Origin of the sequence: Streptosporangium vulgare (assembly GCF_042428775.1) — a bacterium.
Classification (GTDB): Bacteria; Actinomycetota; Actinomycetes; order Streptosporangiales; family Streptosporangiaceae; genus Streptosporangium; species Streptosporangium vulgare.
In genome coordinates this window covers 1-14,033 of the sequence record NZ_JBHMBS010000042.1, presented here as the reverse complement: position 1 = coordinate 14,033, position 14,033 = coordinate 1, and the positions used below count along the sequence as shown (strand labels likewise).

The 14,033-nt window shown below is 71.4% G+C and carries 14 protein-coding genes; 8 read left to right on the top strand and 6 right to left on the bottom strand.

Annotated elements, in window-relative coordinates; all coding sequences use genetic code 11:
• The first annotated feature begins 19 nt into the window (after window positions 1-19).
• The 3 genes from ACFFRH_RS41315 to ACFFRH_RS41305 all read left to right on the top strand — a co-directional run bounded on the left by ACFFRH_RS41315 (window position 20) and on the right by ACFFRH_RS41305 (window position 2,334).
• Window positions 20-766: a pirin family protein gene (locus ACFFRH_RS41315; RefSeq protein WP_386163436.1), complete on the top strand. Its 747-nt coding sequence runs from the start codon at window positions 20-22 to the stop codon at window positions 764-766.
• Between the two features lie 156 nt (window positions 767-922).
• A complete protein-coding gene (locus ACFFRH_RS41310; protein WP_386163434.1) occupies window positions 923-1,573 on the top strand; it encodes a nucleotidyltransferase domain-containing protein in 651 nt (216 codons plus the stop codon).
• The gene (locus ACFFRH_RS41305; RefSeq protein ID WP_386163432.1) at window positions 1,570-2,334 is read left to right on the top strand and encodes a nucleotidyltransferase domain-containing protein; all 765 of its coding nucleotides are present in this window, start codon (window positions 1,570-1,572) and stop codon (window positions 2,332-2,334) included. Before ACFFRH_RS41310 ends, ACFFRH_RS41305 begins: the two co-directional genes overlap by 4 nt.
• 141 nt (window positions 2,335-2,475) lie before the next feature.
• Here ACFFRH_RS41305 and ACFFRH_RS41300 read toward each other — a convergent pair whose 3' ends face one another.
• From ACFFRH_RS41300 to ACFFRH_RS41290, 3 genes are all read right to left on the bottom strand, one after another.
• Window positions 2,476-3,666, bottom strand: a complete 1,191-nt coding sequence (locus tag ACFFRH_RS41300; RefSeq protein ID WP_386163429.1) for an MBL fold metallo-hydrolase — start codon at window positions 3,664-3,666, stop codon at window positions 2,476-2,478.
• A 138-nt stretch (window positions 3,667-3,804) separates the two neighbouring features.
• Window positions 3,805-4,107 carry a thiamine-binding protein gene (locus ACFFRH_RS41295; protein ID WP_446697433.1) on the bottom strand — a complete coding sequence of 101 codons (303 nt, stop codon included), beginning with the start codon at window positions 4,105-4,107 and terminating at the stop codon, window positions 3,805-3,807.
• A 199-nt stretch (window positions 4,108-4,306) separates the two neighbouring features.
• Complete coding sequence (locus ACFFRH_RS41290) at window positions 4,307-5,059, bottom strand: MOSC domain-containing protein (protein ID WP_386163427.1); 753 nt, start codon at window positions 5,057-5,059, stop codon at window positions 4,307-4,309.
• Between the two features lie 83 nt (window positions 5,060-5,142).
• Here ACFFRH_RS41290 and ACFFRH_RS41285 point away from each other — a divergent pair, with 83 nt between their 5' ends.
• The 3 genes from ACFFRH_RS41285 to ACFFRH_RS41275 all read left to right on the top strand — a co-directional run bounded on the left by ACFFRH_RS41285 (window position 5,143) and on the right by ACFFRH_RS41275 (window position 7,457).
• The gene (locus ACFFRH_RS41285) at window positions 5,143-5,835 is read left to right on the top strand and encodes an endonuclease V (protein ID WP_386163425.1); all 693 of its coding nucleotides are present in this window, start codon (window positions 5,143-5,145) and stop codon (window positions 5,833-5,835) included.
• A gap of 2 nt (window positions 5,836-5,837) precedes the next feature.
• Window positions 5,838-6,803, top strand: coding sequence for an ankyrin repeat domain-containing protein (locus ACFFRH_RS41280; RefSeq protein ID WP_386163423.1), 966 nt, complete (start codon window positions 5,838-5,840; stop codon window positions 6,801-6,803).
• 105 nt (window positions 6,804-6,908) lie between these two features.
• Window positions 6,909-7,457 carry a hypothetical protein gene (locus ACFFRH_RS41275; RefSeq protein WP_386163421.1) on the top strand — a complete coding sequence of 183 codons (549 nt, stop codon included), beginning with the start codon at window positions 6,909-6,911 and terminating at the stop codon, window positions 7,455-7,457.
• A gap of 192 nt (window positions 7,458-7,649) precedes the next feature.
• Here ACFFRH_RS41275 and ACFFRH_RS41270 read toward each other — a convergent pair whose 3' ends face one another.
• A complete protein-coding gene (locus tag ACFFRH_RS41270; protein WP_386163419.1) occupies window positions 7,650-8,054 on the bottom strand; it encodes a hypothetical protein in 405 nt (134 codons plus the stop codon).
• A gap of 148 nt (window positions 8,055-8,202) precedes the next feature.
• Window positions 8,203-9,372 (bottom strand): hypothetical protein, encoded by a 1,170-nt coding sequence (locus tag ACFFRH_RS41265; protein WP_386163417.1) that lies wholly within the window; start codon window positions 9,370-9,372, stop codon window positions 8,203-8,205.
• Between the two features lie 422 nt (window positions 9,373-9,794).
• On the opposite strand from ACFFRH_RS41265, the gene ACFFRH_RS41260 reads away from it, so the two are divergent.
• Together ACFFRH_RS41260 and ACFFRH_RS41255 are read left to right on the top strand one after the other, a co-directional pair.
• Window positions 9,795-11,396: a M4 family metallopeptidase gene (locus ACFFRH_RS41260; RefSeq protein WP_386163415.1), complete on the top strand. Its 1,602-nt coding sequence runs from the start codon at window positions 9,795-9,797 to the stop codon at window positions 11,394-11,396.
• A 443-nt stretch (window positions 11,397-11,839) separates the two neighbouring features.
• Entirely contained in the window at window positions 11,840-13,291 is a 1,452-nt protein-coding gene (locus ACFFRH_RS41255) for an MFS transporter (protein WP_386163413.1), read from the top strand.
• A gap of 303 nt (window positions 13,292-13,594) precedes the next feature.
• On the opposite strand, the gene ACFFRH_RS41250 is transcribed toward ACFFRH_RS41255, so the two are convergent.
• Window positions 13,595-13,786, bottom strand: coding sequence for a helix-turn-helix domain-containing protein (locus ACFFRH_RS41250; RefSeq protein WP_386163411.1), 192 nt, complete (start codon window positions 13,784-13,786; stop codon window positions 13,595-13,597).
• Window positions 13,787-14,033: the final 247 nt, after the last annotated feature.

The window sequence follows — 14,033 nt, the reverse complement described above, 5'->3', positions numbered from 1 at the left end:
GGTGAGAGGACGACCAGGCATGAACGTCGACATCCGCAGGTCGGGCGAACGTCCGGCTACCAAGATCCAGTGGCTGGACTCCAAGCACTCCTTCTCCTTCGGCCGCCACCAGGACCCGGGCAACACCCACCACGGCGTGCTGCTCGTCAACAACGACGACATCGTCAAGCCCGGCACCGGCTTCGACACCCATCCCCACCGGGACATGGAGATCGTCACCTGGGTGCTGCGCGGCTCCCTCGTCCACCAGGACTCCGAGGGCCACTCCGGGGTGATCTATCCGGGACTGGCCCAGCGGATGAGCGCGGGGACGGGCATCCTCCATTCGGAGAAGAACGACTCGTGGCGGCTCCAGGGTGAGCAGCATACCGATCCGGTGCACTTCGTCCAGATGTGGGTGGTGCCCGACGAGGGCGGGCTCACCCCCGGCTACGAGCAGCTGGAGATCGACGCCGACCTGCTCGGCGGCGCCCTGGTCCCGGTCGCCTCGGGCATGGCCAGGGACGCGGGCCGCAGCGCCATCCGCATCAACAACAGGTACGCCGCGCTGCACGTGGCCAGGCTCCAGCCGGGCCAGAGCGTGGAACTGCCCGAGGCGCCGTTCCTGCACCTGTTCGTCCCCCGCGGCACGGTCGACCTGGAGGGGGCCGGGCACCTCGCCGAGGGCGACGCCGTCCGCTTCACCGCCACCGGCGGCCAGCGCGTCACCGCGACCGGCCCGTCCGAGATCCTGGTCTGGGAGATGCACGCCACCCTCGCCGCCTGACGACGGGTCCCGGACCGGCGGCCTGACCCGCCGGGGCCTTCGGCGGGATCCGTCTCACCCGGCCTCGCCCGGGAACGGCCGATCTCCCGTGACCATCCGCGCGCCACGTGCGAAAACCCGTACCCGCGCCGGGCGCGGGCCTGGCAGGCTGTGCGGATGGAGGTACGGTACGTCCCGGATCACTCGATACTGTCGGTGGTGGTCGGCTCGCGGGCATACGGGCTGGAGACCGAGGAGTCGGACGTCGACCGGCGCGGGGTCTTCGTCGCGCCGACCCGGATGTTCTGGCGGCTGGCCAAGCCGCCCACCCACGTCGACGGGCCACTGCCCGAGCAGTTCTCGTGGGAGGTCGAGCGGTTCTGCGGCCTCGCGCTGGAGGCCAACCCGACGGTCCTGGAGTGCCTGTGGTCGCCGATCGTCGAGCACGCCACCGCGGCGGGCGAGGAACTGCTCGCCCTCCGGGACGCCTTCGTGTCCGGACGCGCCAACCGGACCTTCGCCGGATACGCCGACGCCCAGTTCCGCCGCCTGGACCCCGCGCGCCCCAAGTGGAAGCAGGCCATGCACATGATCCGCCTGCTGCTCAGCGGCCTGCACCTGGCCCGCCACGGCGAGCCCCTGGTCCGGATGGACGCCCACCGCGACCGGCTGCTCGCCGTACGGCGGGGAGAGCTCTCCTGGGACGAGGTCGACCGCTGGCGCTCCGAGCTGGTGGCGAGGTTCGGCGACGCGGACGCGCTGCCCGCCGAGCCCGACCGGCGGCGCGTGGAGGAATACCTGGCGCGCACCAGGGAGGCGGCGCTGTGACCGTCACCCTGCCCTCCTGGCTGGCCGAGATCCCCGCCGGTCAGACACACCCCGCCGCCTTCGCCACGGTCAGCGGGGCCCACCTGTACGGCTTCCCCTCGGACGACTCCGACGTCGACCTGCGCGGCGCGCACCTGCTGCCGCTGGAGGAGGTGGTCGGCCTGCGGACGGGCGAGGAGACCCTCACCCGCTCCTGGGTCCGCGACGGCGTCGAGGTGGACCTGGTCACCCACGACCTCGCCAAGTTCTGCCGCCTGCTGCTGCGCCGCAACGGCTACGTGCTGGAGCAGCTGCTCTCTCCGCTGGTGGTGACCACCTCGCCGGTCCACCAGGAGATGGTCGCCGTCGCCCCCGGCTGCGTCACCCGCCATCACGCCCACCACTATCTGGGCTTCGCCCGCACCCAGTGGCGGCTGTTCGAGCGCTCCGGCGAGCTCAAGCCCCTGCTCTACACCTTCCGCGTGCTGCTCACCGGCATCCATCTGATGCGCACCGGGGAGCTGGAGGCCGACCTCACCCGGCTCTCCGGCGGCCCGCCGTATCTCGGCGACCTGGTTGCCGCCAAGCGCTTCGCCGAGCACGGTTCGCCGCCGCCGGGCGCGCCGGGGCCGGAGCGGCTGGCGGACGACGTCGCCCGGCTGACCGGACGGCTGGAGGAGGCCCGGGACTCCTCCGGCCTTCCCGACACCGCGCCGTCGGCGGACGCGGTGCACGACCTCGTCGTCCGCACCCGCCTGTCGGCGAGGACCGCCGGGGCCTGAGAGTCCGCACGACACCGGGGCCTGAGAGCCCGCGCGGGGTCGCTGGCGAGGTCGCCGTGCGGGGTCAGGCCTGGGGTCGCCGTGCGAGGTCGCGCGGGGTCGGGCCTGGGGTCGCCGTACGGGCTCACCGTGTGGAGTCAGTCAGAGCCTGGGGTCGGAGCCCAGGGGCGGAGAGGCGGGCACCGGTGCCGGAACCCGGCGCGGGCGGGACGTCTCGTCGCCGGGCGGCGTCTCCCACCAGTTCTCCAGCATGGGCACGTCGACGGTGTCGACGCGCTCGCCCGGGCGGGGAACGGTGATGCGGACGTCGCGGGCCTTGGACTCGCGCCACAGGCGGTCGACCGGCTCGGCCCACGGGTGGGTGGCGAGCGCGAAGGTCGCCCAGTGGACCGGGAGAAGCAGCCTGCCGCCCAGGTCGAGGTGGGCGTTGACCGCCTCCTCGGGGTCCATGTGGATGTCGGGCCAGGCGGCGTTGTAGGCGCCGATCGGCATGAGCGTGAGGTCGAACGGGCCGTGCGCGGCGCCGATCCCCGCGTAACCGTCGAAGTATCCGGAGTCGCCGGCGTAGAAGACCTTCTTCTCCCCGGCCGCGATCACCCAGGAGCCCCACAGGGTGACGTTCCGGTTGAGGGTGCGGCCGGAGAAGTGGCGGGCGGCGGTGGCGACGAACCGCAGGCCCGCGACGGTCGCCTCCTCGTCCCAGTCGAGCTCGACGATCCGGGAGGCGGGCACGCCCCACCGCTCCAGGTGGGCGCCGATGCCCAGCGGCACCAGGAACGGGGCGGTCTGCAGCGCGGTGAGCCCGCGGACCGTCGCGCGGTCGAGGTGGTCGTAGTGGTCGTGCGAGATCACGATCGCGTCCAGCGGCGGAAGGCCCGCCAGCGGCCCCGGCACCGGGTGCAGGCGCCGCGGGCCGACCATCTGGGAGGGCGAGGCGCGCCTGCTCCACACCGGGTCGACGAGCACGCGGCGGCCCTCGATCTCCAGCAGCGCGGTGGCGTGGCCGTACCAGATGACGCTCAGCCCCGCCGGGGACGGCCCTCCGGACGGTGAGGTCACCACGGGGATCGCGGCGGCCGGGCGGCGCTCCTCACGGTTGCGGAGCATGTTCCAGGCGACCTCCCGCGCGCTCTGCGGGGAGGGCACGAAGCCGCCGGGCATGGAGTTGTGGAAGACGCCGTCGTGGAACCTCGGCGAGCGGCGCATCCGCTCCAGCCGCTCCCCCTCGGCCTTGCCCCCGAGCTCCGCGGGGATGTCCTTCAACGCCCAGCCGGCGGCGGCCAGCGCCAGCCCGCCCGCGAGGAGACGCCCGATCGATCTGCTGCCCGCCATGCGGCTCACGCTCCTGCGCTCCCGAAACCTGCCCGTGCCTGCAGAACGATCTCGGCTCCGCCGGTGTTCCCGTTACGCTCTGGGCGAGACGGGCCGCCCGGAGGCATCCGGAGGCGTCAGGCGGGGACGCGAGAGGCGCTACGGGGCGAGATGCCGCTCGACGGTGGCGACCTTGGTCTCCAGACGGCCGCCCGCCCCCTCGCGGATGTCCGCCTTGAGGACGAGGCTGACCCGCCCGGCGCGGGCCTCGACCGCCGCGACGGCGTCCTTGACGACGGCCATGACCTCGTCCCAGCTCTCACCCTCGACCGTGGTGAACATGGCGTCGGTCCTGTTGGGCAGGCCGGAGGCGCGGACGACGCGCACGGCCTCGGAGACGAGCTCGCCGACGTCCTCTCCCGCCCCGATCGGGGTCACGCTGAACGCCACGAGCACCGACATGGTCCACCCTTTCCCCGACTTCCCGTGCCTCTCCCCACGCACCCTAGTTTCCGGCCGGACCGGCGGGCAATCCGGCCGGGTGAGAACCGGGGTGCGCCGCACCGGACGGGTCCCGGCGGGCCGAGGGGGAGGTGAGCGGGTCGGAGACGGACGGGACGGTGTCCGGAGACACGGGGTCGGGGGAAGGGCACGGCGCGGATCAGCGGTGGGGATCGGCGGGGCCGGGGGTCGCGGTGGCCCGGTCTCCGAGGCGGACGGTGCCGGCGCGGGTGACCCGCATGATCACGCCGAACTTGTTCTCGTGCTCGCCGATCAGCCACTTCTGCAGTTCGGGCCAGCGCTCGCGTCCCTCGGGGTCCCAGCTGGGCACGACGCATCTGATGCAGGGGCCCGAGTGGTCGCCGGTGACGGTGAGCTCCGTCTCGCCCGCGGTGACCGTGGTGCCGGGAGCCCAGGCCTCCTCGTCGAACGCGGGCGCGTCGGTCTCCAGATGCAGGTTGGGCCGGAACCTGAGCAGGTCCACCGGCCTGCCGAGCTCGTCGCCCAGGGTCGCCAGGGACGCCTCGAAGGTGACCAGCACGGTCGGGCCCCGGTCCTGCTGCCCGTCGGCGGCGCGCAGGCTCAGCGGCGTGCCCAGCGACTCCGCCAGCGCGTCCACCAGGCCGGGGGCGTCCCAGTCCCACGTGACGCCGTCCGGTCCGGTCAGTGTCGGCCTCGGCGCGTCACCGTCGTTCCCTCGGGAGCCGTCCCCGGGGGAGCCCTTCTCCGGGTAGCCCTTCCCGGGGGAACCGTAGGCGGCGCGCCAGTGCAGCATCTCCACCCGCCGCCGCACGGTCAGCACCCTGCCCGCGTGGTTCTCGCTCTCGTCGCAGAGCGCGTAGGCCCGGTCGCCGGCGAGTCCCCGGGCGTCGAAACGCGCCTCCTGGAGCTCCTCGCCCCGCAGCGACTTCACCGGCCACCGAAGAATCCGATGAACCGTACCCAAATATGACGTCATACTATAAAAGTAGCGATCATGTAGTTATGAAGGTACAAATGCCGCGCACTGTCACGGAGGCCGAGGCCGTCCAGGACGAGCTCAGAGCACTGCTCGACCTGACCGGTCCCGGACCCCGCCACCCCTCCAGGATCGCGGGAGTGGACGTCGCCTACGACAGGGACCGGCTGGCCGCGGCGGTGACCGTCCTGGACGGGACGACGCTGGAGATCGTCGAAGAGGTCGCCGTGGCCGGGAGGGTGACCTTCGAGTACGTCCCCGGCCTGCTCGCCTTCCGCGAGGTCCCCGCGCTGCTGGACGCCCTCGGGCGCCTGTCCGCGCCGCCCGACCTGGTCGTCTGCGACGGGTACGGCCTGGCGCACCCGCGCCGCTTCGGCCTGGCCTGCCATCTCGGCGTGCTCACGGGGCTGCCCACGATCGGGGTCGGCAAGACGGCCTTCGTCGGCACCTACCCCGAGCCCGCGCCCGAGCGGGGCGCGTGGACCGACCTGACGCTGGACGGCGACGTCGTCGGCCGCGTGCTGCGCACCCGGGACGGGGTCAAACCCGTCTTCGTCTCCACCGGTCACCGCGTCGACCTCGACACCGCCTGCCACAACGTGCTGAACCTGACGCCCCGCTACCGCCTCCCCGAGACCACCCGCACCGCCGACCGCCTCTCGCGACGCTCTCTGGCCGAGAACTGTCGTACGGACCTGGTTGGATCCGCTCAGCACGACAAGATGGGATAGAAGTGGGCGAAGACGAGTGGGCCGCGGACGTCGACGCGTGGCGCGACACCAATCTGGCGCAGATCCGCCACCGGCTGGCGAACGGGTTCGACCCCGGCCGGCGGCTGCCGTGGCTGCGTACGACCCCCCTGCACCAGGCCGCCCAGGAAGGCGCCACACAGGTGATCGAGCTGCTGCTCGCCTCGGGCGCGGAGGTCGATCCCGTCGACGCCGACGGCGCCACCCCGCTGTGGGAGGCCGTTCGCCACGGCTGGGACGACGCCGTGCGGATCCTGCTCGCCGCGGGCGCCGACCCCTGGCGGCCGTGCATCGCGGGCCGCTCCCCCGGCGCCCAGGCCCTCTTCACCGAGATGGCCGGCCTCTTCGCCCACCTGCCGGGAGCCCCCAGCGTGAGCCCCAGGTTCCGCGAGCTCCAGGACACCGTCGACGCGATGATGTTCTCGTACGAGGACTACAACGAGGAGCTGTGCGTGGCCTTCGTCGGCGAGGTGGCCGAGGACGAGGTCATCCGCCGCCTGGGCGCCGAGCCGGAGTCGTGCCCGCCACTGGAGACCGGCGAGCTGTGGGGCGCCGAGCAGTCCTCCCCGGTGGAGGTGCTGCGCGTGGCCAGCCCGCCGGGGGGCGGGGTGGTGCTCTTCCAGTCCGGCGGCATCCTGCCGGTGCGCGACGGGGTCGGCAGGGCGGTCACCTCGGGCGGCGGGGTGCTGGCCGGGGCGTTCCCGTCCACCAGCCCGTCGGTCGACATCTGGCGGGACGGGATTCCCGCGGGACGGCCCTCGGTCCACGAGCAGCTCTCCGACGACAGCATGTTGGAGCTGTGGATGTGCCGCTTCGGCGACTGCGGCGCCCACCCCTCCACCGCGACCGAGCGCACCCTGGGCCTGATGACGCTGCTCACCTCCACCTACATCACCGAGGAGTGGTTGTGGAGCGCTCCCATGAGGCTGGTCCCGGTCATGCTGCCGTGACGGGACCGGGCGGCTCCGCGACATGCCCGCGCTGGGGCCGCGACAGGCCGGTGGCAGGCCCGTGACGGGGCCGCGACGAGTCTGGAACGGTAGAGTCGCACGACGATGAGAAAGCACACGATCACCGCGCTGTGGGAAGAGGTACCGGACGACGCCGACGACCTCGTCCTGGTGCGCGGCGGGTTCCGGGTCTATCTGTGCGTGTGCGGCAGGCAGCTCGCCGACCGGGCGGCGGCGGAGCTGCACGCGGCGGAGACCGACCAGTGCACCACCTGCCTGGGCACCACGGTCCAGGACATCGTGCCCGGCTTCTCCCAGCCCTGCACCGCCTGCGCCGGAACCGGCCGGCGCAGGGCTCAGCTGACCTGGCAGCTCGCCCACGCCGAGGCCGAGTCCGTGATCACCGTTGAGATCGTCCGCGGGCTGATCGCCGGTCTCACCGGGCCGTTCCGGCTCTCCGAGGTGGCCGACCTGGTCCGCGAGACCCTCCACCTGCCGGTGGGCCGCCTGCCGGTCGGCCCGCGCGTCCGCGACATCCTGCGCGGCCTGGAGGCCCAGGGCGAGCTCGTGCTGATCTCCGCCCCCGACGAGCTGCTCCGCGGCACCTCGGTCATGCTCTACCGCGACCCCTACTGGGAACACGCCACCGGCTGAGCGTTCAGCGGCTCCCCGCGGTTCGGGCCCGTCGATCGCCACCGGCGATGGGAATGCGCCGCCGCGCGCCGGGATCGTGTACGGGAAGGCCCCGCCCCGCCGGATGTGGCGTGATCCGGGTGAGGTGAGCGGGCGACCGCCCGGAGGCTGTTCCAGCCCCCGCGGGGAACACGGTCCGGGCGGTCGCCGGTCTCAGCCCGCGCAGCCCGCGTACTCGTCGCGGCGCCGGAGCATGGCGGCCAGCATCAGCGGGAACATCGCCACGTGGGCGATCGCCATGAGCGCCCCGCCGTCGATGAGCCCCAGCCAGAGCAGCGGGAAGAGCGGCACGACGGGGACGAACATGGCGGCGCACATCTCCAGGGTGGGAGCCCAGCCGTGGCCCCGGTAGCGCATCCAGGCGGCCATTCCGACGGACATGTCGAACGCCATCAGCAGGTACGCGAGCTCGGGCTGCCGGTCGTGGGAGAAGCCGAGCCCGGCGGCCGACAGGAGCAGGCCGAGCACGAACATCCCGGCGAACATCGCGATGACCATCTCGGCGTAGTGCCGGGCGAAGCGGCCCCACCGGCGGCCGGTCGGTGCTGTCTGTTTCATGGTCCAACCGTGTCGCCGTACCGGCCGCGTGCCAAGGAGGGCGGTCACACAGGTCGGAAACCTTGGGATTCCTGTCCTTTCCGGCACGGGGGCGCCTCGTGACGGAACGCCGCGCCGCCCGTCGTCCGGCCGGGAGAACGCCCGGCGGTCAGGAGCTGGAGCTGGAGGCGGACAGGTAGGTGACCATCGAGGGATGGTCGACCTGGGTGGTGCCGTTGTAGCAGGTGACGTACCGGATGTTCACGTAAGCGGGGTAGGTGGGGTAGGACTCCCAGGGGGTGTACAGGTTGCAGAACTCGGGCCCGTAGCCGAAGGCCGTGACCTGGGCGTTGTCGCGGTATCCGGCGGTGACATCGCTGAAGAGCACGTTCACGCGGCCGATCCCCACGTGGTCGATCCGGACGGCCCCTCCCCGGGAGTTGTGGCTGACGGCCACCGGTATCGGCCAGTAGCCGCCATCCCTGTCGGGCTCGTTGTTGAAGGTGTAGGCGAAGCGGTACTGCGGGACGGTCGAGACGACGGTGCGCTCGCGGTGGTAGGTCAGGCTCCACCCGGTGTCGAGTGGCATGTCGGCCGCGTCGTGACACCTCACCACGATTCTCTGCTGGGCGGCCGACGGGGTCCACCCGCTCAGCTTGCAGCGGGCGGGCACGGCCGGATCGACCGCCGTGACCTGGATGTTTCCGGCGTAGCCCGTCGAGCCGAGCCCCGGCAGGGTGACCTGCCACGTCCCTGGGGACGACGAGGCCAGGACGGAGTTCACGGCACCCGGTGCCGACGAGTTGAACTGCCCGGCCACCGCGGAGCCGTTCCAGTGCACGTAGCCGAACGCCCCGGGCGCGCGCGGCAGCTGGGCGCTGTGCCCGAAGACGACGGAGAACGGGGTGAAGACCGGGGTGCCGCCGTAGCGGTAGCACTGCACCGCCACGATCTCGTCGGCGCCCGACTGCCACCACTCCTGGACCTGGCACCAGTCGGCGGACCGGGATATCGCCGTGACGTGGGCGACTCCCCCGGAGGCGATGCCGATCTGCGGGAACTTCACGAACACCTGGCCGGGCCCTCCCGGTGAGACCTCGGCCTTGAGCCCGTACGGCCACGAGCCGTCCTGGTGGACGGCGTCCACCACGGAGGAACTCCTGACGTACGCGTACCCCCACAGCCAGGGGAGGGCCGCCTCTGCGCTCGCGGCGGCCTGGGAAGGACCGGCTTGGGAAGGACCGGCCTGGAGAGGACCGGCCGCGTTCACGACCGAGAGAGGCCCGACCGCGAGCATGGCGGCGAGCAGGGCGGCGACGCTGAGGATTCGCGAGATCACTTGCCGGCACTGACGCATGTCGTCCTTCATCAACATCGGGGCGGATAGCCGAGGGTGGCCGGGACGGGGTGGGTCACGGCGGACCGGATGGAGCGGAGGTACCGCTCTTGATAACCCGCCGGCCTGGCCCTTGAGAAGACCCAACCTTGCGAGCCGTCCCGACTCGGGTAATCCCGGCCTGTCACGAGACGGCGTTCACGGGACGGCGGGCACGGCCCGGGCCGTCCGAGGACGCTCCCGCGCAGGTGAGAGCGCCCGCGAAGAGGACCGTGCCGTTATGCGTACCAGCCCATATCACCGCGTTATGGAACTTTGCTAGGTACTCAGCGGCCCTTCTCGGTGCCAACTTTATGGAGCCCGGACTCTTAGGGCTCCTTGCATCCCTCCTACCCCCCAAGGGACACCGAGAGGAGTCACCCCGCGTGAATCCGAAGGTCAAGCTTGGCGCCGTGGCCGTACTGGCCGTCGCCGCCATGACCACCCCCACGGCGGTGAACGCCGCCACCCCGGCGGACGCCGCCGCAGCCCGTACCGCCTCCGCCGAGCCGCCGGTGTTCGCACCACCGGACGCGGAGTCGCGCAGCCGCGCGGTCACCACCGCCAACGCGACCCTCGCCGCCCGCTCGGAAGCCGTCCTCAAAGGACAGAACGAGAAGTTCACCCTGGCCAGGAACATCGCCGGCGCCCACGGCCTGCAGTACCTGACCTACGCGCGCACCTACCGCGGGCTGCCGGTCTACGGCGGTGAGGTGGTCGTCTCCACCGACCGGGCCGGAGAACTCGTCGGATCCGTGGAGTCGGGCCTGCAGGCCAGGATCACGATCGACGTCACGAGCAAGGTGGACGCCGAGACGGCGACCGCCACCGCCCGCGCGCAGCTGCCCACCGTGGAGAGTGTGGCCACGCCCAAACTGGTCGTGCACGCGACCACCACGACGCCCAAGCTGGCCTGGGAGGTGGTCGTCAACGGCGCCACCGCCGAGGCTCCGAGCGTCCTGCACGTCTTCGTGGACGCCCTCGACGGGTCGATCGTCGACTCCTACGACGACGTGCGCGCCGGGACCGGCAACAGCTACTACAACGGCAACCCGGTGACCATCCAGACCTCGGGCTCGGGCAGCTCGTACTCGATGACCGACACCACCCGCCCCGGCCTGCGCTGCGGTGGCCAGAACGGCTCCGCCTACACCGGGACCGACAACGCCTGGGGCAACGGCTCGGGCACCAACCTGGAGACCGCCTGCGTCGACGCGTTGTACGCGGCCCAGACGGAATGGAACATGCTCAGCGGCTGGCTGGGCCGCAACGGGTTCAACGGCTCGGGCGGCGCCTTCCCGGCCCGGGTCGGCCTGAGCGCCGTCAACGCCTACTGGAACGGCAGCTACACCAACTTCGGGCGCAACAGCGCGAACACCAGGCAGGCCACCCCGATGGACGTGGTCGGCCACGAGTACGGCCACGCCGTCTTCCAGTACTCCGGAGGCAGCGGGGGCAGCAGCACCGAGACCGGCGGCCTGAACGAGTCGACCGGCGACATCTTCGGCGCGCTGACCGAGCACTACGCCAACCAGCCCGCCACCCTCGACCCGCCGGACTACCTGGTGGGCGAGGAGGTCAACCTGACCGGCTCGGGCGAGATCCGCAACATGTACAACCCCTCGGCCAAGGGACACCCGAACTGCTACAGCTCCCCCTTCAACTTCGAGGTGCACGCGGGAGCGGGCCCGCAGAACCACTGGTTCTACCTGCTCGCCGAGGGCACCAACCCGGTGGGCAAGCCGGCCAGCTCCGTCTGCTCGGGTCCGACCACCCTGACCGGCATCGGCATCCAGAAGGCCGGCCGGATCTTCCAGGCCGGGCTGAACAGCAAGACCGCGCCGTGGACGCACGCGAAGGCGCGGAGTGCCACCGTGGCCGCCGCCAAGTCGCTCTTCCCGAGCGGCTGCGTGGAGGTCAACGCGGTCAAGGCCGCCTGGAGCGCGGTGAACGTCCCGGCCGCCAGCGGCGAGGTGTCGTGCCCGTGACGTGACGCGGGGTGGTCTCTCGCGCCGGCGGTGACAGTACCGTCCGAGGGATCGACCGGCCGGAAGGTTCACCGGCCGAAGTGTGGCCATACCCAGACGGAACGGTGCGGCGGGCGGTGATGGGGCCGCCCGCCGCACCGTTTCCGTTCCCATGGCCCCGCCACGCTGGTTCCCGTTTCCTCGTGGCCCTCGCCACGCTGGTTCCCGTTTCCCCATGTCCCGCCCACCGGGGTGGGACGGCTCCGGCCCTCGCGGAAGTGACCGCGAGGGCCGGAGCCGTCCCGGCCCGTCCCATCCCGGATGATGAATGGTGATTCGGAAGTCGGAAAAGGGTACGTATGCGCTGCTGAAATGTGGAGAGATCAACCGGATGCGGGGAACGAGGCGGTCATGATGATCCTCAGCCGATCACGGGCCGGGGCACCGCTCCCCCACGCGACCGGATGAGCAGCGGACCCGACAGGGCGACGTCCCCCCAGCATCGCGAGGGAGCCGATCCGCGCCGCTGGAAGGCGCTGAGCGTCTGCCTCGTCGCCGGTTTCATGACCCTGCTGGACGTGAGCATCGTCAACGTGGCGCTGCCCTCCATCCGTACCGGGCTGGAGGCCCCGCAGAGCGCCCTGCAGTGGGTGGTGTCCGGGTACGCGCTCACCTTCGGGCTGGTGCTGGTCCCCGCCGGGCGGTTCGGCGACATGTACGGGCGGCGCAACGCGTTCGTCTTCGGCGTCGTGCTGTTCACCCTGGCCAGCGCGGCGGCCGGGGTCGCCGGGGACCCGACCCTGCTGGTCGTCGCGAGACTCGTGCAGGGACTCGCGGGCGGAGTGATCAATCCGCAGGTCAGCGGGCTGATCCAGCAGCTCTTCCGGGGGGCGGAGCGGGGCAGGGCGTTCGGGATGCTGGGCACCGTGATCGGCGTCTCGACCGCGATCGGGCCGCTGCTCGGCGGGGTGCTCATCAACCTCGGCGGCGACACAGACGGGTGGCGCCTCGTCTTCTACGTCAACGTGCCGATCGGCATCCTGGCCGTGGCCCTGGCCTACCGCTACATCCGGCCCACCGCCAAGGAGCAGCGGCCACGGGAGACCATGGACCCCGTGGGCGTGCTGCTGCTCGCCGCGGGCGTCGTGCTGGTGCTCCTGCCGCTCGTCGAGGGACACGAGTGGGAGGCCTCGGCGAAGTGGCCGTCCCTGCTCGGCGGGCTCGCCGTGCTGACCGCCTTCGTGGCCTGGGAGCGCCGGTACGGGCGGCGTCACCAGCCGGTGGTCGACCTGTCCCTGTTCCGAAGGCGCTCGTACGCGCTCGGCGCCCTGGTCGGGACGCTCTACTTCGCGGGCTTCACCGCGATCTTCTTCGTCCTCACCCTGTACCTGCAGAACGGGCTGGGCTACTCGGCCCTGGAGGCGGGGCTGGCGACCACGTCGTTCGCCGGAGGGTCGGCCGTGACGTCCCTGTTCGGCGGCCGGATCGTCACCCGGCTGGGCCGCCCCCTGGTGGTGGCCGGGCTGGTGCTGGTCGCGATCTTCCTCGCCGTCACGGCGCTCGCCGTGCATCTGGTCCCCGGCACGCACGTGGCCTGGGCCATCGCGGTGCCGCTGCTCCTCGCCGGCCTGGGCAGCGGCCTGGTGATCTCCCCGAACCAGACGCTGACCCTGTCCGAGGTGCCGGTCGCCGGGGCGGGCTCCGCGGGGGGCGTGCTCCAGACGGGACAGCGCATCGGCACCGCCGTGGGCATCGCGGCGATCGGCTCGGTGTTCTTCGCCGAGGTCGCCTCCTCACGCGGCGACTACGCGACGGCGTTCCAGCACTCGCTGCTGGTCACCATCGCCTTCGTGCTGGTCGCGCTGGTCGTGGCCGTCATCGACGTGATCGCCTCCCGCCGCCCCTCCCACACCTGAGCGCCCGCCACACCGGACGACCGAAGGCTCATGTGACACGTACTCGGCTGTGCCCATAAACTGCTGCGTCGCCGTCAGCCGGGTGTATCCCGGATCCGTGAGGAAAAGCTATAGACGCAACGCGCCGTCAACAAGTTCGTCGAACCCTAATATCCGGCGCTAGAAATCCGCTATAGATATCGGGCGAGTGAGTTGAGGATCTCGTCAGCGATCTTTTTCCATCCGACAGTCCGGATCGTTTCGCCATCGATGCCCGTGACCAATGTGTGGCGTTCCTCGACGTCTTCTCCAGTGTCGCCACCATCACGTCTTCGACCTGATCCAGCATGATCGACGGTGGCCTGCCTGGACGCTGCTCATCCTGCAGCCCTCCAATCGTTCAGCCAGGAACCGGCGCCGCCACTTACCCACCTCGCTAACATGGATCCGCAAATCGGCGGCCACCTCAACATTCGACCGTCCCTGCGTGCACGCAAGCACGATCTTCGACCGCATCGCCAGCACCTGCTACGACTTCGCCCGCCGCACCCAACACATCAGCGTCTCCTGTTCCTCCCCATCAACTTCACCTCAGCCGTAGACCGTCCCAGTCCTTGCCACACCGGCATTCTCGACCTCTAAGCCGAATTCCTGGCGCGAGTCCTCTAAGAGCGTGACTCATTTGGCGATCGCTCGTTGGATATGGCGTGGATGCGTTCCTTCAGCGGCTGGTCCCTGATGAGTTGTGGGAGTTGTTCCAGCG